20 protein-coding genes and 1 tRNA gene are annotated in these 21,401 nt (G+C 54.1%); 4 read left to right on the top strand and 17 right to left on the bottom strand.

The window, feature by feature from the left end:
* Positions 1–40 precede the first annotated feature (40 nt).
* From OES20_15805 to OES20_15815, 3 genes are read right to left on the bottom strand one after another with little or no spacing between them, the layout of a single operon-like run.
* A complete protein-coding gene (locus tag OES20_15805) occupies positions 41–796 on the bottom strand; it encodes an SDR family oxidoreductase (GenBank protein MDH3636164.1) in 756 nt (251 codons plus the stop codon).
* Positions 793–1,551 carry an SDR family oxidoreductase gene (locus OES20_15810; GenBank protein ID MDH3636165.1) on the bottom strand — a complete coding sequence of 253 codons (759 nt, stop codon included), beginning with the start codon at positions 1,549–1,551 and terminating at the stop codon, positions 793–795. Before OES20_15810 ends, OES20_15805 begins: the two co-directional genes overlap by 4 nt.
* A complete protein-coding gene (locus OES20_15815) occupies positions 1,548–2,699 on the bottom strand; it encodes a ring-hydroxylating oxygenase subunit alpha (protein ID MDH3636166.1) in 1,152 nt (383 codons plus the stop codon). The genes OES20_15810 and OES20_15815 overlap by 4 nt, the downstream gene beginning before the upstream one ends.
* A 220-nt stretch (positions 2,700–2,919) precedes the next feature.
* On the opposite strand from OES20_15815, the gene OES20_15820 reads away from it, so the two are divergent.
* Positions 2,920–3,921, top strand: coding sequence for a sterol desaturase family protein (locus OES20_15820; GenBank protein ID MDH3636167.1), 1,002 nt, complete (start codon positions 2,920–2,922; stop codon positions 3,919–3,921).
* A 22-nt stretch (positions 3,922–3,943) separates the two neighbouring features.
* A complete protein-coding gene (locus tag OES20_15825) occupies positions 3,944–6,340 on the top strand; it encodes an FAD-dependent oxidoreductase (protein ID MDH3636168.1) in 2,397 nt (798 codons plus the stop codon).
* Positions 6,341–6,364: 24 nt separating this feature from the next.
* Here the strand turns inward: OES20_15825 and OES20_15830 are convergent, their stop codons facing one another.
* From OES20_15830 to OES20_15855, 6 genes are all read right to left on the bottom strand, one after another.
* Positions 6,365–7,468: a mandelate racemase/muconate lactonizing enzyme family protein gene (locus OES20_15830; protein MDH3636169.1), complete on the bottom strand. Its 1,104-nt coding sequence runs from the start codon at positions 7,466–7,468 to the stop codon at positions 6,365–6,367.
* A gap of 2 nt (positions 7,469–7,470) precedes the next feature.
* Positions 7,471–8,676, bottom strand: a complete 1,206-nt coding sequence (locus OES20_15835; GenBank protein MDH3636170.1) for a hypothetical protein — start codon at positions 8,674–8,676, stop codon at positions 7,471–7,473.
* 5 nt (positions 8,677–8,681) lie between these two features.
* Positions 8,682–9,572: a DMT family transporter gene (locus OES20_15840; GenBank protein MDH3636171.1), complete on the bottom strand. Its 891-nt coding sequence runs from the start codon at positions 9,570–9,572 to the stop codon at positions 8,682–8,684.
* A 19-nt stretch (positions 9,573–9,591) separates the two neighbouring features.
* Positions 9,592–10,365: an alpha/beta hydrolase gene (locus tag OES20_15845; protein ID MDH3636172.1), complete on the bottom strand. Its 774-nt coding sequence runs from the start codon at positions 10,363–10,365 to the stop codon at positions 9,592–9,594.
* 9 nt (positions 10,366–10,374) lie between these two features.
* A complete protein-coding gene (locus OES20_15850; GenBank protein ID MDH3636173.1) occupies positions 10,375–11,415 on the bottom strand; it encodes an LLM class flavin-dependent oxidoreductase in 1,041 nt (346 codons plus the stop codon).
* A 943-nt stretch (positions 11,416–12,358) separates the two neighbouring features.
* Positions 12,359–12,435 (bottom strand) — tRNA-Pro (locus OES20_15855).
* Positions 12,436–12,598: 163 nt separating this feature from the next.
* On the opposite strand from OES20_15855, the gene OES20_15860 reads away from it, so the two are divergent.
* Positions 12,599–13,198 (top strand): hypothetical protein, encoded by a 600-nt coding sequence (locus OES20_15860; GenBank protein MDH3636174.1) that lies wholly within the window; start codon positions 12,599–12,601, stop codon positions 13,196–13,198.
* 42 nt (positions 13,199–13,240) lie between these two features.
* On the opposite strand, the gene OES20_15865 is transcribed toward OES20_15860, so the two are convergent.
* Genes OES20_15865 through OES20_15900 form a run of 8 tightly spaced genes read right to left on the bottom strand, consistent with a single transcriptional unit; the run spans position 13,241 to position 20,515 of the window.
* Complete coding sequence (locus OES20_15865; GenBank protein ID MDH3636175.1) at positions 13,241–13,711, bottom strand: glutaredoxin family protein; 471 nt, start codon at positions 13,709–13,711, stop codon at positions 13,241–13,243.
* Positions 13,712–13,760: 49 nt separating this feature from the next.
* Positions 13,761–14,657 carry a DMT family transporter gene (locus OES20_15870; GenBank protein ID MDH3636176.1) on the bottom strand — a complete coding sequence of 299 codons (897 nt, stop codon included), beginning with the start codon at positions 14,655–14,657 and terminating at the stop codon, positions 13,761–13,763.
* Between the two features lie 37 nt (positions 14,658–14,694).
* Entirely contained in the window at positions 14,695–15,378 is a 684-nt protein-coding gene (locus OES20_15875) for an FKBP-type peptidyl-prolyl cis-trans isomerase (protein MDH3636177.1), read from the bottom strand.
* A 23-nt stretch (positions 15,379–15,401) separates the two neighbouring features.
* Positions 15,402–16,400 carry a N(2)-acetyl-L-2,4-diaminobutanoate deacetylase DoeB gene (gene doeB, locus OES20_15880; GenBank protein ID MDH3636178.1) on the bottom strand — a complete coding sequence of 333 codons (999 nt, stop codon included), beginning with the start codon at positions 16,398–16,400 and terminating at the stop codon, positions 15,402–15,404.
* 2 nt (positions 16,401–16,402) lie between these two features.
* A complete protein-coding gene (gene doeA / locus OES20_15885) occupies positions 16,403–17,584 on the bottom strand; it encodes an ectoine hydrolase DoeA (GenBank protein ID MDH3636179.1) in 1,182 nt (393 codons plus the stop codon).
* 11 nt (positions 17,585–17,595) lie between these two features.
* Positions 17,596–18,588 (bottom strand): cyclodeaminase, encoded by a 993-nt coding sequence (locus OES20_15890; GenBank protein ID MDH3636180.1) that lies wholly within the window; start codon positions 18,586–18,588, stop codon positions 17,596–17,598.
* Positions 18,588–19,562, bottom strand: coding sequence for a hydroxyectoine utilization dehydratase EutB (gene eutB / locus OES20_15895; GenBank protein ID MDH3636181.1), 975 nt, complete (start codon positions 19,560–19,562; stop codon positions 18,588–18,590). Before eutB ends, OES20_15890 begins: the two co-directional genes overlap by 1 nt.
* Entirely contained in the window at positions 19,559–20,515 is a 957-nt protein-coding gene (locus OES20_15900; GenBank protein ID MDH3636182.1) for a hypothetical protein, read from the bottom strand. Before OES20_15900 ends, eutB begins: the two co-directional genes overlap by 4 nt.
* A gap of 110 nt (positions 20,516–20,625) precedes the next feature.
* On the opposite strand from OES20_15900, the gene OES20_15905 reads away from it, so the two are divergent.
* The gene (locus OES20_15905) at positions 20,626–21,354 is read left to right on the top strand and encodes a GNAT family N-acetyltransferase (protein MDH3636183.1); all 729 of its coding nucleotides are present in this window, start codon (positions 20,626–20,628) and stop codon (positions 21,352–21,354) included.
* The last annotated feature ends 47 nt before the right edge of the window (positions 21,355–21,401 follow it).

Consider the following 21,401-nt stretch of genomic DNA (forward strand, 5'->3'; position numbering starts at 1 on the left):
TCACTATATATAGTGCAATCAGTCACATAAGGTGAGAAATCTATAATAATCCGGGATTTAGTGGAGAAGCCGCGGTCAAGCCGCCATCGAGGGTATAACACTGTCCGGTTGCGAAACTGGCCTCGTCGGAGGCTAGCCATGTCGCCAGGTTGGCGATATCTGCGGGCTCACCGAAACGTCCTGCTGGGTGCCGCGTCAGCGCATCGCGTCTTGCAGCGGCGGGATCCCCGGCGACCGCAAACGCGGCGTCGGCCATGCCGGTCATAATCCAGCCGGGGCTGATCGCATTGCAGCGAATATCGGGGCCATGGTCGACTGCGATTGAGCGCGTCAGACCCTGCACAAAAGCCTTGGAAGCATTGTAAAGAGCAAGCCCGGGATCCGCTGTCGATGCCGAGATCGAACCGATATTGATAATCGAACCACCACTGGCCATGATCGGGATGCAGGCGCGACAGGTGAGGAAGACGCCCCTGGCATTGACCCCCATCAGCGTCTCGTAATCTTGATCGGTTGTTTCGACGATGGTCTTCTCGATCTGGATGCCAGCGTTGTTGACCAGCACCGAGAGCTCGCCAAACTCGGCTACCAAGGCATCGACGAGGTTATCGACCTCGGATCTGTCGGCGACATTGGTTGTCTGCCATAAGGCTTCTTCAGGTAAATCCTGCGGTCGTTCGCCCCGTCCGCAGGTCATGACGCGGGCGCCTTCGATAATGAACTTATCGACGATAGCGCGACCGATTCCCTGACTGCCTCCGGTGATCAGCGCGGTCTTGTTCGTCAGGCGTTTCACAGGCTCATCTGCTGCACTTGTGCGCTCAGACCACCATCGATCACCCAGAGCTGGCCCGAGGCATAACGGGCCTCGTCGGAAGCAAGCCAGTTAACCAGGTTGGCGATATCTTCGGGTGTGCCGTAGGTACGGATCGGGTGAACCTCACGGACCGCCTTTTTGAGTGATTCGATATCGCCCGATTCACCGAAAAAACTCTGCAGCATCGGGGTATCGACATAGCCCGGGCAGATCGCGTTGACGCGAATTCCCTCGGGCCCGTGGTCGCAGGCCATCGCGCGCGTCAATGCATGCACCGCGCCCTTGGTGGCGCAGTATGCCGCGAGCCCGGGATCAGCAATGTAGCCATCGTAGGACCCAAAGTTAATCACGCTCGCCCCCGCCGACTTGCGCAGCAACGGCAGCGCGAACTTGGAGGTCAGGAACATGCCGGTCACGTTAATCGCAAAGATGCGGTTCCATTCTTCGAGCGTCGTATCTTCGATTGTCTTTTCGATCTCGATGCCGACCGCGTTGACGAGGATATCGAGCTTGTCCCATCGCCCGGCAAGTTCGGCAAAAGTAGACCGGCAAAGTTTTTCGTCGGTGACATCGAAGGTTATAAATTCTACCTGTTCGGGTAGCGTCCCCGGTTGCGACAGATCAGCCGCGATGACCTGCGCGCCCTCGCGCGCAAAGCGCTCACAAATCGCGCTGCCGATACCCCCGGTTCCGCCGGTAACGAATGCGGTTTTGTCCACGAGCGCCTGGCTCATGCGGCAACCTCGCTGGAGCGTTTGTAGGCCTCGAGAATCAGTCCATGAAAATGATGGACCGCATGTTCGCTGGCACCGCTGCCCTCGATATCGACCATGTATCTTCCGGAATTGAAGGCCGGCGTGTTCATACCCCGTTGCACGCTCTCGACCAGGCCGATGTCCTCCGGTTGCAGCACTTCGTCGATAAACCGGAGCGCTTCTTTTTCAGTCTCATTGGGTTCAGCGGTTTCAAAGAAGAAATCAAATTCCTCCCAGGTTTCCTGCTCGTTGATCGGGTAAAAGCGCCATACCATGAAGTTGCCGCGTCCCGGATAGCGCATCAGTGTCATATTCGGCCATAAGAACCAGACTGCGTGATCGGTTACAGTCGCATCCGCGATGTTGTAAGCGCTGTTTTCACCGAGCCTGGCTTTTGCCATGTGGCTGGAGTAAATACCGTGCGTTTTAACCTGGTAGGTGTCCATGTCGATCATCGAACTGAAACCCTTGTGCGCAACCGGACAGTGATAGCACTCGAGAAAGTTGTCGACTACGGCTTTCCAGTTTGCCTTGATTCGATAACTTAGGCGTGTTGCGAAGGTAAGACTCGCGAGATCGGGCGCATAGTGCATGATCTCGTTGGCCAGGTCGCCGGACTGGGTGGATAGTGCGGTCGCCTCGGTATCGAGATTGACAAAAACCAGGTGGCAGAAGATTTCAATCCGCACCGGTTCCAGACAGATTTCTTTTTGATTGAAGTTCTCGAGGTGCTCGGAGCGCGGTGCGGTAACGAGTGTACCGTCGAGATCGTAGGTCCAGGCATGGTAAGGACAGGTAATGCGTTTGGTCTGGCCCTCCCCGGACAACAGCTCGTGACCGCGATGTTTACAGACGTTGTAGTAGGCCCTGAGCTCGCCATTGCGGTTGAGCAGGGCGATGATGGGCTGTCCTTCGATGCTTGAAGTGACATAACCGCCCGGTTCGCGCAGTTTTTCCTCGTGGCACAGGAATTGCCAGCTGCGATGAAAAATCTGTTCGCGCTCAATTTGCAGAAACTTTGGGTCGACGTAACAACGGGTATTGATTGAGTGCGAGCGCAGTGCGGTTTCGTCATAGCGACCCTTGATTTGAGAAAATTCATCTCGACTCAGAATTGCGCTGGACACGATATTTCTCCCGTAGATACAGTGATACAAACGGGCGAAGTCGAGGCGCTCCACCCACGCTTCCGGAAAAATAACATTACTAACCCACCAAGATATACTGATTCGCGACATTATATCCTTGAAAGATGACCAATTCTTGCGGCAGACTGCAAATTCATAACGGATAGAGACGCTCTGCGGGTACAGATTGCGGCAACCCTGTCAGAGGTTCAGAATCAGCATGGCCGAAACCAGCTCACAGACCGGTAAAAAGCAGTGGAATTACATACCAGAGGTACCGGTATTGGTGTCACCGCTGTTCAGAACGCCTTTGGACACCCGGGCGATCTTAAGGTGGTTTGTCAGGGGCTGGTTTCCCCTGTCGGAGCGAGTGATTATCCTGTTTCTATCGGTGCTGTCCTGGTTCTTTTTTCATCCGGCACTGGTGCGCTGCCAGGTATTCCAGTTCGACTGGATCGCGCAAATCTTCTTACGCAATCTAGCGTTGATGTTCTTCGTCGCCGGGGGGCTGCATCTTTACTTTTACGTGTATAAAAAGCAGGGCGATGATCGCCATTTCGATGCCAGGCCGTTGGCACGCAACAGTCGCGTTTTTACCTTTAATAACCAGGTTCTCGATAACATGTTCTGGAGCTGCGCAAGCGGTGTAACCGTGTGGACCGCATTCGAGGTATTAATGATGTGGGGCCTCGCTAACGGTTACGCGCCGGCGCTGCTGTGGCCCGAAGATGCCCCGTGGCTCCTGTTGCTGATCTTCCTGGTGCCGATCTGGGAGACGTTTTACTTTTTCCTGATTCACCGGTTGTTGCACTGGCCGCCGCTGTATCGCCGGGTGCATTTCCTGCACCACCGCAATACCAATGTCGGACCCTGGTCGGGGCTGTCGATGCACCCGCTCGAACACCTGATCTACCTGGGTTCGGTGTTGATTCACTGGGTGGTGCCGGCCAACCCGCTGCTGATCATTTTTCACCTGCAGTATTTCACGTTATCCGCCGCAACCACGCATACGGGTTACGAAGGCATCGTCATCGACGGCAAGAAACGTCTCGCACTGGGCACCTTTCACCACCAGATGCATCACCGGTTTTTCGAATGTAACTACGGCGGCCTCGAAATCCCCTGGGACAAGTGGCTGGGTTCCTTCAACGATGGCACACCGGAATCGCATCAGCAGTTTCTGGCCAGCAGAAGACTGAAAGCCGCGGGCAAGCAGGTTTGATCCAGGTCTTGGTTAAAAGTAGGTGAAATCGCAGGCCCGCGTCGTCGTGATTGGTGGAGGCATCGGCGGCTGTTCGGCGCTATACCATCTGACCCAGGAAGGCTGGAACGACGTGGTTCTGGTCGAGCGCGACGAACTGACCTCAGGAACCACCTGGCATTCGGCTGCACAGTGCCCAAACCTTGCCTTTAACCAGCTGCTTATCGGGTTGCGTAGTTACACTATCGATTTGTATAAGGCGCTTGCCGAGGATCCGGAATACCCGATCAATTATCACTACGCGGTTGGTGGTCTGCGCCTCATAACCGACCAGCAGCAGCTCGACGCCTGCCATCATATTATTTCGGTGGCGGAAGGTATGGGCGTCGAACTCGAGTTAATCAGCCCCGAACAGGCACTGGAGAAGAATCCCCTGCTCGAAACCCATGACCTGCTGGCCGCACTTTACGATCCGCGCGATGGCGACATCGATCCGGCGCAGCTGTGCCAGGCACTGGCACGACGCTCGCGCAAGGCCGGTGCCGAAATCTATCGGCACAATCCCGTTGTCGGCCTGACCCAGCAGCAAAACCACGAATGGATCGTGCATACCCGGAAAGGGGATATTTGCTGCGAGCACATCGTCAACGCCGCTGGGTACCGCGCCAATGAAGTCGGTGCGCTGATGGGCGTCGAGTACCCGATTGTATCGATGGAGCATATGTATTTCGTTACTGAGCCCATCAATGAACTGATGCCGCCCGAGCAACGAGTCGCCATGGTGCGCTGCCCGCGCGACCGGTTTTACCTGCGCCAGGAAAAGCAGGGTTTACTCATCGGTGTTTACGAGCATGACTGCAAGACTTTTGGCATGGAGGGGATCGATCCGGATTTCGCCAATGCCCTGTGCCCGGATGATCTCGATCGATGTTTGCCGAGGCTGGTGCATATTTTCCAGCGCTTACCCTGTTTGCAGAAAGTAGGGATTCAATCGATTATAAATGGCCCCATTACCTATACTGCCGATGCAGGACCTCTGGTCGGTAAAACACCGGGCATGCGCAATACCTGGTCTATCAACGGTTTGAGGGTCGGAATCGGCGAGGGCGGCGGTTACGGCAAGATGCTGGCGCAAATGATGGTGCATGGCGAAACTGACTGGGATTGCTGGCAGTTGGACCCGCGTCGTATCAATCACTGTTCGACCCTGGAATACACGGCCCTGAAAGCGATCGAGGATTACCAGCACGAGTTTCAGTGGCACTTGCCGCAAGAACACCGTCCCGCTGGAAGACCGCTCAGGACTACCCCGTTATACCCGGTTTTACAGCAACAGGGTGCCCAGTTCGGCGTGGTTAACGGCTGGGAGCGAGTTTCTTTTTTCAAACCAACAGCGGAAATCGTCGAACAACATGGCTATCGATTTAATAACTGGCATGCGATCGTCGAACGGGAAATCGAGTCCCTGTGTCGCGGTGTCGGCATCCTGGAGCTGTCCGGGTTTAATCGTTACGCGATAAGCGGGCCCGGTGCGCGCGACTGGATCGATAGCCTGACCTGTTCCAGGGTACCGACGCAACCGGGTAGGGTAGGCCTGGCGTACTTTCTAAACCGCAGCGGCAACCTGTTGGCCGAAGCGACGCTTGCCCTAGTCGAAAAAGATCATCTCTGGTATGGATCTGCTGCAGCTGCTGAATTGCACGATTGGGACTGGTTGCACGAACGATTGCCGCCGGATAGTGCGATTAGAATCGAATCGTTAACTAACGAGCATACGACCCTTGTGATAGCCGGCCCCAGATCGCGCGAGTTAATCGAAGCGGTCAGCCCGCGCATGGACTGGAGCAAGGCAGCCTTTCCGCCAATGAGTGTGCGTCAATGTCTGCTCGGTCACTTCGAAGTAGTCGTGATGTCGGTCAGTGTTTGCGGCGAACTGGCTTACGAATTACACGTCCCGAATCAGCATTTAATCGGTGCTTACGATCTGTTGCAGCAACTCGGGGCATCGTTGGGTCTGGGCGGATTCGGTATGTATGCACTGGAATCGATGCGCCTCGAGAAGGGCTATGGGCATTGGAAGGCTGACTTGATTGACGAGTACAATCCCTTCGAGGCCGGACTGGAACGCTTTGTTAACCTGGAGAAATCGTTTCCCGGTAAGGAAGGCCTGAAGACTCAGATTGAAGCTGGCAACCGCCGCAATCGGTTAGTGCTCGAGATTGAATGCGATACGGCGCCATGCCAGGCGGGGGAATCGGTTTACTGCGGTAACGAGGTGGTTGGCACCATCACCTCGGCAGCCTGGGGTTTCAGAGTGCAGAAAAACCTGGCGATGGCTTACCTTAGGCCGGAATACTCTGCGACTGAAAGCAAGCTGGAAGTCGCGTTGCTTGGACATCGCTATAAGGCTCGTGTTGCAGCCGAAAACCTGGCCTGGTAATGGACTTAAGTGGATTATCGCGCACTAACTAAATGATGCCGATAGCTTTCCGATACGGCTTTCATCGGGGGTGACACCGAGACCGAGCGCTTGCGGCAGGTTGATGTATCCGTTCTTAACCTGGATACCATTCTCGGGATCATAATGCTCCTGGTAATAGGGTGCGCCGATCCAGACGCCTTCGAGTAACCCGGGATCCACGGTTGCTCCGACATGGGCGCAGGCTGCAGCGATGATGTCGCCACCCGAGGTGTCGTCGCATGAGTGCGGCATCGAGCGCGCCGTGCAAATGTCACGTACCGTTGCAATTGCGTTCAATCCACCCAGCCTGGTCAGCTTGAGGCCGAAGCCATCGCAAATTCCGAGAGAGATTGCGCGCAGCACATCGTTGATAGTTTCGGTGTTTTCATCGAGGTAAACCGGATGGTGTATCTGGGCGCGTATCGAGGCAATTTCTTCCATCGTGTTGCAGGGTTGCTCGATGACGACTGGAATCTGTCTGCAGGACAGGCTGAGCAGCAGGGTGTCACGCGCGGTCAAACTGCGATTTGCGTCGATCGCCAGTCGAACCCGGTTGCCTACCGCTTCCCAGACCTTGTGAATGACGGCAATATCTTCATCGATGTCGCGGCCTCCGCATTTGATTTGCAAGCGCGGGAAGCCTTCATCTGCTTTTTCCCTTGCCTGCCTGACGCTGTCCTCCGGCGACGCGATGCCGATTGCATAATACGAGGGAACTTTCTCGGTGATGGCACCGCCAAGTAAATCGCAGACGCGCATTTTGTGGTGTTTGCCGATCAAGTCCATCAGCGCGATATCGATAGCCGCCTTGGCCTGGTTGTGGCCATTCAGGTGTGCATCCATGCGACGTCTTAACAGCAGGGGCGTAAGTGCTGATTCACCGATCATCGCCGGGGCCATTTGTGCCAGGGCAGCCCTGGCACCCTTGGCATGTTCCGGCTGGTAGGTCGGACCGACGGGACAGGTTTCGCCCCAGCCCACGAGGCCGTTATCACAAACCAGTTTGACAATGGTCGAATCGAGTGCATGCAGTGCGGTTCCCGCCATCGTGTAGGGCCGCTTCAATTGCAGGTCTTTCTGGTAGATATGAAGTTCAGCAATGCGCATTGCTAAGTTTCGCACAAAGCGTAAACGGCCTGTGGCTCTGCAATACCCTTCATGTCGCGGTTGCCCATGAACTGCGAGGGTATTTCGATGAGTTCGGAAAACTTACGTGAAAACAGTATGTTGCAGTCGAACTCCTTGGTCAGCGATTCGAGGCGCGCGGTACGATTCACCGCGGGGCCCATCACCGTGAAATCGAGGCGGTCGGGCGCGCCGACATTACCGTAAATCACTTCGCCGAGGTTAAGACCCACGCCAAACCTGATTTCGGGCTGGCCATGGCGGCGGCGTTGGTGATTCAGGGTTTCGAGGGTGTTGTGCGCATCGATGGCGGCATCAATAGCCGCGTTGCATGCGTTTTGTTCACTTGTGTTCTCGTCGATCGGAAACACGATCAGCATTGCGTCACCGATGAAGCGCAGAATTTCGCCGCCCCTTGCGTTCACTGCGGCGGCAACGAATTCAAAGTACTCGTTGAGCATTTCGAGTACCTGCGCCGCGGGCAGCGTTTCGGTAATCTGGGTGAAATCGCGCAGGTCGCTAAACCACAGGGCCGCGTTGATCAGGTCCGCATCGCCGCGCTTGATCATGCCGGCAAGAACTTTTTCGCTGGTGCGTTTACCGACGTAGGTGTTCATCAGTGAACGCGATATGTGTCGCAAGGCATGCACTTCGAGCACCGGTGCAAGGTAGTCCCGAATTCGCCGAAAGCTCTCGATGTGCTGATCGCTGAAACCACCTTTTCTTTTAGTGCTGATTATTATCGCCGCGCCTGGTTCGGCGACCTCGCCGAAAAGTACCGGCAGCGCCACGTAATCGGTAAAGCCGTCCTCGGCCAGTTCGGTATAGGCACGGTGCGCATCTTCTGGCAGATTATCCAGCCGCTTGCGCACGCGTTTATGGGTTTCGTAGATTGTTGCTAATGGGCTGCCGATATAGCGTTCCGAATTACGCACGCCGTGCGATGCATTAATGGGCGTGGTCGTGTCAGTCGACTTCAGCCAGGTTTCCGAAGTACCGACCAATTGCGGATTGAGCGTCAACAGCGAAACCATCAAGCGGTCAATCGAGGCGCCGTGAACATTCATTTGATGTGCGAGCTGGTGCACAAATTTATTGGTGCTTTCGATACGGCGACCCAGTGTGAATAACCAATCGATTACGCCCGGGGCATAACAGCCCGTTATATTTTCTGGTTGTGGAGTGGACACTGTGGTTATTGGGTTTCCGATGTCAGGACTGTACTGCGGTTGCGTCGTTTTTCGCTGGATACCAGTATGATACCCGAAATTACGATTAGGCTGGCACCCGCAAGCATCGCCAAAGTGGGTTGGTCACCCCAGATCAGGTAACCGTAGATAAGGGCAATCAGGATGCTGACGTATTTAAACGGGCCGATGAAGGACAATTCGCCGAGGCGGCTACCGATGATCAGGAACAGGTATCCACAATAGAGTGCCCCTCCAAGTCCAATAAACCACAGGTACCAATGCAGGTCGGCTTCGCCCCATCCCTGGTAAATCGAATAGATTCCACCACCCAGCATGACAATCCAGGCATTGGTGAACGCAACCTGCGATGAGGGGATTTCAGCGGGTACGTAGCGAATCGCGATATCGCGTAACGCCACGAAAAAAGCACAGATGATCGGAAATATAACCGCCCATGAAGCCGTCTCGGAAAACGGATTGGTGATCAGTATCACGCCACCAAAGCCGACCAGAATAACGATCCATCGATCCAGACTTACGTTTTCCTTCAGTATGGTTGCCGCCAGAAGTGCCAGAAATATGGGTGAGGCAAAGCCCAGGGTTGATGCCACTGCGATGGGTAACATGGACAGGCCGGTCAGGAAGGCGAGGGTAGCGCCCAGTTCAAACAAGGCGCGCAGCAGGTTCCAGCGATGCAGGCTGCGGCGATTGAAAACAGGTTGCCTACGAAGCGTCATCACGCTCGCGAAGATTATGCAGATCAATGCACCTCGCAAAAACATGACCTGCCCGACATTAAAAACCTGCGTGATGTGTTTTACGATGGCATCATTGGTGGTAATCATCGACATTGCGATGACCACGAATAGCGCAGCCTTGAGGTTGTTGAATTCCACGAAGTGAAGAGTAGCAGTCTCAGCTTTGCTGGAGTAGAAATTCTCGTAGCAGCGGGAGTACCTGGTCGCTGGCTTCAATCATTAATGCATGCTTGAGTCCTTCGAGAATAACCAGGCGGGAACTGGGCAGTTCGCCATCAATGAATTGATTGAGACGCGGATTGCAACCGCCATCGAGCTCACCGGTCAGCACCAGGCAGGGGCATTTGACTTCATGCAACCAGGGCGCCATTTCCGTGGTGGCGTAAATCCAGAACACACTCAGGAAGACATCGGCAGGGGTATCGTTAACCTGTTGTAGACGTGCTTCTACCAGATCCGGATGTGCCTGGATGAATGCATCGGTGAACCAGCGTGCAACAAAGGTCCCCAGGGTTTCGGCGATCCCGTTTTGCTCCATCGCATCGCCGACCGCTTTCAGTTTTGCGCGATCATCCTCGCTACGACCCGCGGCGGTGCTAAGCAGACCGACACTCTGGGTATGTTCGGGGTAGGCGCGTGCGTAGGCCGGACCGATCATGCCACCGAGCGAATGCCCAGCAATGTGAATTTTCTCGTGCCCGAGCTTCAGCCGTAGCGCTTCGAGATCATCGACAAGATCATCGAGGGTATATGGCGTTGGTGGAATCGGGCTTTCGCCGTGACCACGTAAATCGTAACTGACGCAGGTAAAGTCCTGCTTGAGATCGTCAACGAGCTCGTTCCAGGTGGTTTTGCGCGCGCCGATGCCGTGCACGAGGTAAAGCGCGGGTCCTTGTCCCTCAATTCGATAGCTGACATCTATCGCGGCCATTGCTACGGGCTACGATGCTCGGGCCCGGGGTTTGTCGGTCGCGACAAACCCCGGCATGACTTCTTCCGCGAAGCATTGAATCGACTCCAGCATTTCGGCTTGTTCAACGCCGAAGTTGATATTCATGATGAAACGATCCACGCCGGCCTCCGCATAGGGTGCAAGCTTGTCGACCATTTCCGATGAGGTGCAAATGGTCAAATTCTCGGCCGTCTGTTCAATGGTCATCTTGCGGGGTAGCGGTTTTATCATCCCGTTCTCGACGATGCCGGGCCCGGTAAAAACGTTATCAAAACGGCTGTAGTAGTCGTGCGCCATCTGGATCTTGCGCTTACGGTCAGCATCGTTATGCGATAAAAATGCAACCCGCGACAGCGAAAGGGTCTGATGCGCACCTGCGGCACCCAGTTCTTCCTTGCCGCGGTTGAACGCGTTGACCTGGTCGAGCATATGTTGATGATCGCCTGACAGTGGCGTGGTCTGGATATGAAAACCGCGCCTGGTGCAGTGGTAAATAGCTTCGGGAACCAGCACCGCCATCATGATCGGGATGTCGCGAACCGGACGCGGCATGATCGTCAGTGGATCAAACTGGTAGTATTTACCATCCCAGGAAACTTCTTCGTCGGCAAGCAATGCCTGCAGCACATCCAGGGATTCATCAAATTTCTCGCGGCTGATGGTAAGGGGTACGCCCATGCGATCCATCTCGAAGCCGAAAGCGCCGCGCCCGACGCCGACCATGAGTCGATGATCGGTAAAAATGTCCGCACATACGAGTTCTCCAGCGAGGATACGCATGTCGTGCAATGGCAACACCGAAACCGCGGTAATGATTTTCAGTTTCTGCGTCTGACTAGCGATCTTGACGGCAAACTGGAGCGGTGCCGGCATCATCAGGATGTTGATCAGGTGGTGTTCGGTAATGCCAACGGATTCGTAGCCGCATTGATCGGCACAGCGAGCCAGCTCGAGCATGTCCCGGTAAACACGATCGCCACCGTAGGACTTGTCGGGATAGTACGCTGAAAGCTGGATACTGAAATGCATCTAGGTTTGCCCGGACGTGATTTTCGAGCATTGTCTAATAAAAAGTTCCGGTTGACTATCCGCTGGATGAGCTCGACAAAGGTATGATTTCGATGAGCGACCCGAGTGCACGGCGAATTTCTTGAAGCGTCGGATAGTGATTACCGCCAGTGCCCCACTTTTTGGAACAAATCAACGTCTGCACGTCTGGTTGGTCCGGCGAGACGAGTTTCATTTCAACCCGATAAAGGTAATAACTCGGGGGACCATCCCAATGTCCGAACCGTCTCGACGATGAGTGAAAAATGGAAAATCCAAATCCCACAGACGCGTATAACCCCGATCCCGTATGCGTATTCTTTACAATTTCATACCGATTTATAACTCTGTCAACAGAGAAGCGGCCGGGGAATACTGAAGTCATGTAGTCCGCTTGCTTATCCGGGTTGTAAATATGCAGTCGACAGTAGGTAATCCATCGGTCTAATGCCTTCCCAGGTACCTGCAAGCCATCCTGAAAGTAGATGCGGGTATAATTCGGTAATGAGTCAAATTGCCGGTTAATCTGGACTATGAAGCCAGTATCGACCGCAGGTGAGATCGGTTCACGCGTAGCTGCACAGGCCGCAAGAAAAGTTGCGAGAAATATGGGAACTATGGTTCGACGCATGATGGTATGACCTTAGCCGCTCAGACAGGTTCGCTTTAATAGTTAGTTTTCAGTTTTACATTCTGATTAAAACGGATGCTAACACTTTAGCGGAATTGGCTCACACATCCCTGTGCTCGGTCCTTCGGACTGGAATTAAAACACTTGTATCGTCATTCCGCGGCTTGACCCGATGCGTCGAACCGGCGGGATCCAGAGATATTTGTGATCCTATGGTTCGGTTCCATTCTCCCGACCAGTTAAGCAAATAAATAAGCCTCGTACCGGGGTAAGAGGCTTATTTATTTGCTTAACTGGTCGGGGCGAGAGGATTTGAACCTCCGACCCCCTCGTCCCGAACGAGGTGCGCTACCAGGCTGCGCCACGCCCCGACGTCTAAGCCAGTTCATTCTAGGAGAATTAGCGTTACGTCACAATCTCATTTAATACCGATTGCCAGAATATGTCGGTAATTAATCCGTTAGGTCAGTTGACTTTGAATCGGATGCACCATATTTTTCGTCCAACCTAAATCCCGGTCCTGGGGGTCATACGATGGTCAGTGATAAAAAGAGTACCAAGTCCAAAAAAAAATCTATTCGTTTTAAGAAAATAAAAAAAACCGTGATTTCGACTGCCTCGTCGGTCACGGAAGACATCGATAAGGTCAAGGACGTCGTTTTACGTGATTTGCAGGAAGGTTTTGAAACAGTTTCCAGGCGTGCCAAAATCGCAAGCCGTTCGGCTGCCAGGGCAACGACAGAGATGGCCTCCACTCTTGCCGAAACCGCGTCCGATGCGAGTGTATCGGTAAAAGAGTCGATTGCTGAAAAACATTTGGCCGAAACCTTTCGTAAGCTGATTGATGATGTCGAAGAGGCTGCCGAGGAAATAAAAGAGGGAATTAATACAAGATTTAATCAACTGCGTGAAGCGGCAGCCAAAAAAATCCAGCCCGCTGATACAACAGCTAAAAAGAAATCCGCAGTGAAGAAGAAAGCCGCTATCAAAAAGAAATCGGCTGTCAAGAAGAAGGCCGCGGTGAAGAAAAAAGCTAAGCCGAAAAAAGCAGCAGTAAAGAAAAAGACGTCAGCAAAGAAAAAAACGACCACCAGGAAAGCGCCAGCCCGTAAACCTGTGGAAAAAATGAAATAAGACGCGCCCCTGCGGAGCACACTTAGTCAGTTGCAAGGTGTATCAGGATTTATCGTAGTAAATTCTGTCGAAAGCGGTCGCATTGAAACCATTCATGCGCTGGTCCCCGATCAGGATAATCGGTACTCCACGACCGTTTAATTTCTTGTATTCTTTTGCTGCCTGCTCGGATTTTTCTATATCGTGCTCGGTAAACGGTATATTGTTTTTCCTGAAGTGAAGCGCCGCCTTCTTGCAGTAGCCACACCAGCTCGTCGAATACATGACGACTCCCTTCGAGCGTGTTCGTTTGGTGATGTTGCCGGGATCGTATACAAATTCCTCGACACTAACCGAGGTGTAACTGCTGACTTTACCGGTTATTCTTTTCAGCTTGGCATTCTCGGGCGGGCTGTCACCGTAGTGGACGTTACCCTGGTCATCGACCCATTTGAAAAGCTGGCCGGAACCTACCGGGCTCGCCATAAAAAAGAACAGTGCCAGGCACGCTATCAGGAGGTGAAGTTTCTTCATCGCGGGTTTGTTTGTTACCTGCAAATGAGTATAGCAGTTGCCGTAAGCTTTACGTTTTCGCGGAGCGACTCACCAGGTAAACACCCATAACGCAAACTATCATCCCGCCTATCGAGGCTAGTCCCAACGTTTCGCCGAACAGGTAGTGTGCCTCGACCACGACCAGTGGTGGCACCAGGTAAAACATGCTCGATATTCTGCCGGCTTCGCCGTGCCTGATGATGTACATCAGCAGCATGACGGCACCGAGCGATAATCCCAGGACCTGCCAGGTCAGCGCAATCGAGAAAGTCGGTGTCCAGTCAATCGTCCAGGTTTCGCTGAACAGCAATGCGAAGAACGCCGTGGCTAAAGATCCGGCAACGTATTGCATCAACGTGCCGGGCAAGAGTTGCGACTGATCGCAGAATTTCTTCTGGTAAAACACCCCGCAGGCCATCGACATCAGGCTCACCAGGCACATACCCAGGTCGAAGAGATCGAGGCCGCCGCTAAGCCCGAGGGATATTCCGTACTTGCCGACAATGACGATGCCAATGCCGATAAAGCCGATCAGCAATCCGGCGAATTTGCGAAAATCGAGATGCTCACCGATATACAAGCTCGCCAGGGTCATCGTCAAAATGGGTTGCACGCCGATTATGATGGCAACGATACCCGACGGTACCCCGTTCTTGATGGGCCAGAACAGGAAACCGAGGTAGCCGCAATGCAGCAATGCGCCGGTTACCATGTCGTGCCGGAACGACCAGATACGGCGCGGTAAGCTGGCACCGAGCACGAGCAGGATCGGAACCAGCGCCAACGTGGTGATGGTAAATCGCAGGCACAGAAAAACGAACGGGTCCGCATTCTGCATGCTGTACTTGGCCGCGATAAACCCCGTGCTCCAAAGCGACACGAATATCAGCGGGGCAACACGCAGCAACAGGGCCTGGCTAGGCACCACCTTTACCCATTGCGTTTAATCGGGTACTGCAGAATCAGGGCTTGATTTCGAGCAGTTCGACTTCGAATACCAGGGTTTCAAATGGCCCGATAGAACCACCGGCCCCGCGCTCACCGTAACCGAGTTCATACGGGATCACGAACTGGAATTTACTACCGACGCTCATCAACTGCACACCTTCGGTCCAGCCAGGGATAACCTGGTTGAGCGGAAAAGTCGCTGGCGAACCACGTGAATAAGAACTGTCGAACTCGGTACCGTCGATTAATGTACCGCGATAGTGAACCGTGACTTCATCGGTCGCCGTGGGTTTCGGACCATCGCCGGCGGTAATCTCGAGGTATTGCAACCCGGACGCGGTGACTTGTACACCTTCTTTCTCGGCATTGGCCTTGAGGTAATCCTGGCCGCGCATCTTGTTTGCTTCAGATTGCTCGGAAAATGCCTTTTCCAACTGTGCATTGAGGGCTTCGCCGGCATCGTCCAGACTCATCAGGGTCTCCTGGTCCTTGTGTTGTGCCTTTATTCCCTGCAATAGCAGATCATAATCAACGTCGCCATACTGCTTGAGCACGCGTTCACCGATCACCATACCGAGTCCATAGCTGAAGCGGTCATCATCGGTTTCGAGGCTGGTACGAGTCTGTGCCTCATCCTTTTTCTCACAGGCGGCAAGACCTAGTAACAGTGCTGTCAGCACGAGTACTTTGAATTTCATTTTTGGGTTCCTTAATGTTAGGTTTATTCTGACACGATCCGGGCGATTACATTCATAAAATCGCCGATCTTGACCAGTGATGGAAAGTGACGGCCCATGATAATACCATCACTTGTGGCTCGATACTCGACCGGTTTGCTACCGGTGTGTTCAGTAGTATAGACCCGCGCAATCAGATCGCCATCGCGCACCGGATCTCCGAGGGAAACACAGGGTTCGAGCAAGCCATTGTGCTCCGAAAATACGTAGGCGTTTTCCTGCTGCATGTCGAGCTTGATACTGGCCTGATCGGGCTGAACGGGCGCGGCGTCGAGAATCCCGGCATGCACCAGGAAATTGTGTACGCCGCGTTTAGCCACCTCGGCCGTACGGGGACTGCTGCTGCCGCCGCCACCAAGTTCGGTAGATACGAATACCTTGCCCATCGCTTCAGCCTGGGTGTCGTACATGCCACCCGCGTCAATCTCGATCAGGCTCAGGTAATAGGGCGCTGAGAAAGCCAGCGTTGCCGCCTCGCAGGCCCGCTGCTGGGACTTGTCTTCAAGTTCGTGGTAAGCGGCGAACGGCAGAAACTCGAGTGTTTTGCCGCCCGAGTGAATGTCGAGTACATAGTCACACAGGGGTAACAGCGTGCGCGTAATGTAATCCGCGATGAGCTGGGTGACGGTACCCGATTCCTGTCCGGGAAAAATTCGGTTCATATTGAGTTGATCGATGGGTGATACCCGTGCCGCTGCCTGAAACGCGGGGTAATTCATCATTGGGATGATGATTACGAGTCCGCGGACCTTGTCGATGTCGATGGTATTGGCGAGATGGTGCAACGCGATCGGTCCTTCGTATTCGTCACCATGATTGGCGCCGGTCAGAATTGCACCCGGACCATCGCCATTTTTGGCTACCGTAATCGGCAGCATGATGGATCCCCAGGCGGAATCGTTACGCGAATACGGTATCTTCAGGAAACCGTGTTGCAAACCGTCGCGGGCTAAATCTATGGTTGCTGATATCGGATTCGCCATATTTATTTCACCAGCAGTCGTTGTTCTACTTTGGCCAGGCTTTCGTAACCGGATTCGGTTACAACCACAGACTCGGTTATTTCGAGACCACCATCGTCGAGCCAGAGCGCGGGCATGAAGTGGAAGGTCATGTTCGGCCTGAGCTCGGTCTTGTCTCCGCGACGCAGGCTCATGGTACGCTCTCCCCAGTCGGGCGGGTAGGACAGGCCAATCGAATACCCGGTGCGGTTTTCTTTCTTGAAGCCATGTTTCTCGAGGGTATCGAAAAATGCAATTGCAACATCTTCACAGAGCTTACCCGGCTTGGCATTTTCAAGTCCTGCATGCATCGCGTCAATCACGGCTTTCTCGGCATCGAGATATTTTCGTGGCGGATTGCCAAGCGAAATCGTGCGCGACAACGGACAGTGGTAGCGCTTATGGCACCCGGCGATTTCAAAAAAAGTGATATCGCCTGCCTTTAACCTGGAATCATCCCAGGTCAGATGCGCCGCGGTGGCATCCATTCCGGTTGGCAGTAGTGGCAATATCGCCGGATAGTCGCCCCAGTACTCGTCCTTGCCGGCGATACCGGTGCGAAATATTTCGGCGGCGAGCTCATTTTTCTTGAGGCCGGGTTCAATCATTTCATAAATCCTGGTGTGCATGGCCTCGACGATGCGGGCCGCACCACGCATGTAGTCAAGTTCCTGCTCGGACTTGATGATGCGTTGCCAGTTGACGAGTGCAGTTGCATCGATCAGCGTTGTATTCGTTAAATGAGTTTGCAGCGATAGAAATGCCGCGGCGGAAAAGTAATAGTTCTCCATTTCCACACCGATGGATCCCCGATCCAGTTTCATTTCGCGCAATACTTCCGACAGGTGATCCATCGGATGACAGACGTCTGATTGCACGAAGTGATCGGGGTACTTCAGTATATTGTCGTCGTCGAGATAGGTGGTACGCACCGCGCCGGGTGCATCGATACCTCGACCCCACCAGACAGGCTCGTGGTCGTGCTGCACAATCACGCACTGGTGGGTGTAGAAAGACCAGCCGTCGTAACCGGTAAGCCAGGCCATGTTGGACGGGTCGACGATGATCAGGCAATCGATATTTTTGTCGGACATCGCGGCCCGGGTCCGGTCTAGTCGTTGCGCATATTCATCCAGGGAAAAGTTAAGCTTCGCGTCTTTCGGCATGATTGATTTCTCTAGGTAACGAAGTTTGTGCCAGCCTGATGCTGCTGGCAAAGTTTGAAAGCCAGGGTTGCGATCGCGGTATCCTGGATGCCGGTACCGGTCAAATCACACAGGGTTATGTCGTCGCTGTTGGCACGCCCCATTTTCTGTTGCGAGATTACCTGGCCGAGCTCGGGGTATTCAGTCTCCGGGTTTACCAGCTTTTTGTCGATTGCGTGGTGTAGCTCACCAAGCAGCCTGGCCTGCGACAGGCAGTCACAAAAGTACTGCGCTTTATCGCCGATGATGTCAGGCTCGATTTCTTTTTTATGCTCAGAGTCGGATCCCATGGCGGTAATATGTTGTCCGGCTTTGATGTGCTCCGCCATGAGGAATGGTCGGGTCGAAGGTGTTGTCGTGACAATGATGTCGGCATCGGCCGTTGCGGTTGCAACATCAGGAGAGGCCGTGACTTTTATTCCGAGACCATTACTTAGTTCTTCGGCCCTTGCCTCGGCCTTGTCGGGATTCCGGGCCCAGATTGTCGCCGACTCGATATCACGCACCAGGGTGAGGGCCTCCAGTTGAAGGCCACCCTGAACCCCGGCACCAAGAATAGCGGCGTGGCGACTGTCTGCACGCGCCAGGTACTTGGCCGCGACCGCGCCTGCAGCGGCCGTACGAACATCCGTCAGGTAGCCATTATCGAGTAACAGCGCCTCGACCATGCCGGTGCGCGTGCTAAACAAAACCATGAGCCCGTTGACGCTGGGCAGACCGAGATCGGGATTATCGAAAAATCCCGGACTGATCTTGATCGCCAGGCTATCGACACCCGGGATGTAAGCCGTCTTGACGTCGATCTCGCCGTTGTTTTCAACGATATCCAGGCGCATGATGGGAGGCATAACGACTGACTTGGTGGCAAGCGCGTGAAACGCGTTTTCCACGCATTCCACGGCAGCCAGGTCCAGCTGAATCTGGCTGCGCAGTTCGGCCTCGGTAAGAATTTTTATATCCGCCACTAGCGTTCGAATGCCTCCTGGTTGATGATTTTTCGATGGAGTTCCATGTCGATATTTTTTCCGCTCAACAGGACGATGGTCTTTGTGCCTGGAGTAATCTTCCCGGCCAGTAGCGCCGAGATTCCAACCGCACCGCCGCCCTCGAGAATCACCTGTTCCTCGAAATAGGCATGCCGAATACCGGCCGCGATTTCATCCTCGGTCAGCAATACGATCTCATCGACATAATCACGTACCATATTGAACGTCAGCTTATTTTCGAGGCCTATGCCGCCGCCGAGTGAATCGGCGAGGGTTGGCAACTCCTCGACTTCGATCGGTTTACCTGCCTGTTGCGATGCCGCCATCGCGCAACCACGCTCCATTGAAATACCGATAATACGCACATCCGACTTTTGCGACTTAAGCGCGAGCGCAATTCCGGAAATCAAGCCACCACCGGAGATCTGTACCAACACGGTATCGACATCGGGCACCTGTTCCAGCATTTCGAGACCAAGCGTGCCCTGTCCGGCGATGACATGGGGATGGTCAAAGGGTGGAATCATGGTATAGCCTTCCTCGTCTACCAGGCGCTTGGCTTCGACCTCGGCTTCGTCCTGGGACATACCGATTATCCGGGTCTCGGCACCCAGTGCGCGAATCGCTTTGAGTTTGTTTTCCGGCACCAGTTCAGACATGCAAATGATGCAGGGTACGCCAGCCTGCTGTGCGGAGTAGGCGAGTGCACGACCGTGATTCCCCGTCGACACGGCGGTTACCCCTGTGGTTTCGGGGTCGAGTTGGAGCACCGAGTTCATCGCGCCACGCAGTTTGAACGCACCGGTGGTTTGCAGGTATTCGTGCGCCAGCAATAAATCGCAGGAAAACTGTCCGGAAAGTGATGGCGAGCTGGTAATCCGCAGCGGGATAATGTGCGGACCGATTCGTGTGCGCGCGGCCTGGATATCTTCGAGCTGTATTGGAATACTCATGAATTCTGGCAATGCTGGTGTAGGATGCGCGCGCACATCAGGTCAAGGTGGCCGCCACCACCGTTTTTAAACACGGTAATTTCATCGTCGGATTGACGTCCGGGGTGACGCGACTGGCACAGATCGGACAGGTCGGCGAGTACGTCGGTTTCATTGATTGCGCCGCTGGCCAGCGGAATCATCAGTTCGCCAATGTGATGAATCGTGGTTTCGCGTGCGTCGACAAACAGGCTGCCACGTTGCAGGCATTGGTCATCGGCTTCGCGCATATCGGCCGTATAAGCGCCGATCAAATCAACATGAGTACCCGGCTTAAGCCATTCGCCGTGTAAGATCGGTTGCTCGCATCCGATTGCAGAACAGATCAGGTCAGCCGTGCCGGCGCTTGCCTCGATGTCGGTCACGGGCGTGAAGCTGACCTCGGGAATCCGTGTGGAAAGGCTGGCGCAGAGATCCTCGGCCTTGTCAGTAGTTCGATTCCAGATGCGCACAGTTTTCAACGAGGGCCGTATTTCGCAGTGCGCCGCTACCAGGTGAGGGGCCATCTGTCCGGCACCGATCATCAGCATCGATTCAATGTTTTCACGCGACAGCAAACGGCTGCCGAGTGCCGAATCAGAAGCCGTCTTTAACCAGGTCAGGGCGGTACCGTCGAGGCAGGCGATCGGTGTTCCGTTTACGCCTTCGAATAAAATATAGACGGCCTGGATCGACGGCCAGGTGCGTTCCTGGTTGTTACGCGGAAATATGGTGATAACTTTCGCCCCGACCGCTTTTTCCGGTTGCCATCCGGTGCGAATAAAAAAATGACTGACATTGCTGTTTTCGTCCGTTGATTCCATCAGCATTTCGTCAACCAGTCCGATCGGTTCACGGTGCATCGCGGCCAGTTCATCGACCAGTGTCGTGAACGAAGTAGCATTCAGAATCTTATCGGCGTCGAGCATCAGCATGCATCGGTTCCCCATGAGCGCAACAGATTGTAGACTGGGACTTTTTCCAGGCGCTCTCGAGTGTACTGAAATCGTGCCGGATTTAACAATTCATATTTAGTGGAGACGGTGTGGTCGAGATAACAAATGAATTGGGCCAACCTATTGGATTTCCGGTTCCCGACTGGCAACCCTGCGAACACCCGCGCGGTGCGATTATGGACGGCAGCCTGTGCCGTCTGGTACCCATCGAAATCGATTTGCATGCCAACGATCTGTTTACCGCTTTTAGTCGGGATAAGGATCAGCGCAACTGGACTTACCTCCCGTACGGACCATTTGCCGACGAGGGAGATTTTCGTTCCTGGATATTTTCGAACTGTATCGGCGATGATCCCTGCTTCTTCAGCGTCATTGACCTGGCCACCGGAAAAGCGGTCGGCGTCGCCAGCTATCTGCGTATCGAACCGGGGGTCGGTGTCATTGAAGTGGGTCATATCCATTTTTCACCCAGCATGCAGGGCAAGCCAATTTCGACCGAGGCGATGTTCCTGATGATGCGCCAGGTGTTCGATGTCTGGGGTTACCGGCGTTACGAATGGAAATGTGACGCTTTGAACGCACCTTCTTGCGCTGCTGCGCAACGGTTGGGATTCATGTTCGAAGGTATTTTCCGTCAGGCCACCATTTACAAGCAACGTAACCGCGATACGGCCTGGTTTTCAATACTGGATCGAGAATGGCCAACCGCAAAGGCTGTATTCGAACAATGGCTGAGCACGGAAAACTTCGATAGCGAAGGCACTCAGAAAACCAGCCTTTCGCATTCAATGCAACAGGCCCTGGCGGGCTTGCGCTAAAGTTCCGCGGCGCGCAAAGTTTCGACCAGCGTCTTGCAGTCGAGCAG

The sequence above is a fragment of the Gammaproteobacteria bacterium genome, from assembly GCA_029862005.1.
Taxonomy (GTDB): Bacteria; Pseudomonadota; Gammaproteobacteria.

Excerpts from the sequence above, each read along its gene's own strand:
- OES20_15810 (MDH3636165.1), bottom strand. The coding sequence starts at position 1,551 with ATGAGCCAGGCGCTCGTGGACAAAACCGCATTCGTTACCGGCGGAACC.
- OES20_15820 (MDH3636167.1), top strand. The coding sequence starts at position 2,920 with ATGGCCGAAACCAGCTCACAGACCGGTAAAAAGCAGTGGAATTACATA.
- OES20_15830 (MDH3636169.1), bottom strand. The coding sequence starts at position 7,468 with ATGCGCATTGCTGAACTTCATATCTACCAGAAAGACCTGCAATTGAAG.
- OES20_15845 (MDH3636172.1), bottom strand. The coding sequence starts at position 10,365 with ATGGCCGCGATAGATGTCAGCTATCGAATTGAGGGACAAGGACCCGCG.
- OES20_15850 (MDH3636173.1), bottom strand. The coding sequence starts at position 11,415 with ATGCATTTCAGTATCCAGCTTTCAGCGTACTATCCCGACAAGTCCTAC.
- OES20_15860 (MDH3636174.1), top strand. The coding sequence starts at position 12,599 with ATGGTCAGTGATAAAAAGAGTACCAAGTCCAAAAAAAAATCTATTCGT.
- OES20_15865 (MDH3636175.1), bottom strand. The coding sequence starts at position 13,711 with ATGAAGAAACTTCACCTCCTGATAGCGTGCCTGGCACTGTTCTTTTTT.
- OES20_15875 (MDH3636177.1), bottom strand. The coding sequence starts at position 15,378 with ATGAAATTCAAAGTACTCGTGCTGACAGCACTGTTACTAGGTCTTGCC.
- doeB (MDH3636178.1), bottom strand. The coding sequence starts at position 16,400 with ATGGCGAATCCGATATCAGCAACCATAGATTTAGCCCGCGACGGTTTG.
- doeA (MDH3636179.1), bottom strand. The coding sequence starts at position 17,584 with ATGCCGAAAGACGCGAAGCTTAACTTTTCCCTGGATGAATATGCGCAA.
- eutB (MDH3636181.1), bottom strand. The coding sequence starts at position 19,562 with ATGAGTATTCCAATACAGCTCGAAGATATCCAGGCCGCGCGCACACGA.
- OES20_15900 (MDH3636182.1), bottom strand. The coding sequence starts at position 20,515 with ATGCTGATGCTCGACGCCGATAAGATTCTGAATGCTACTTCGTTCACG.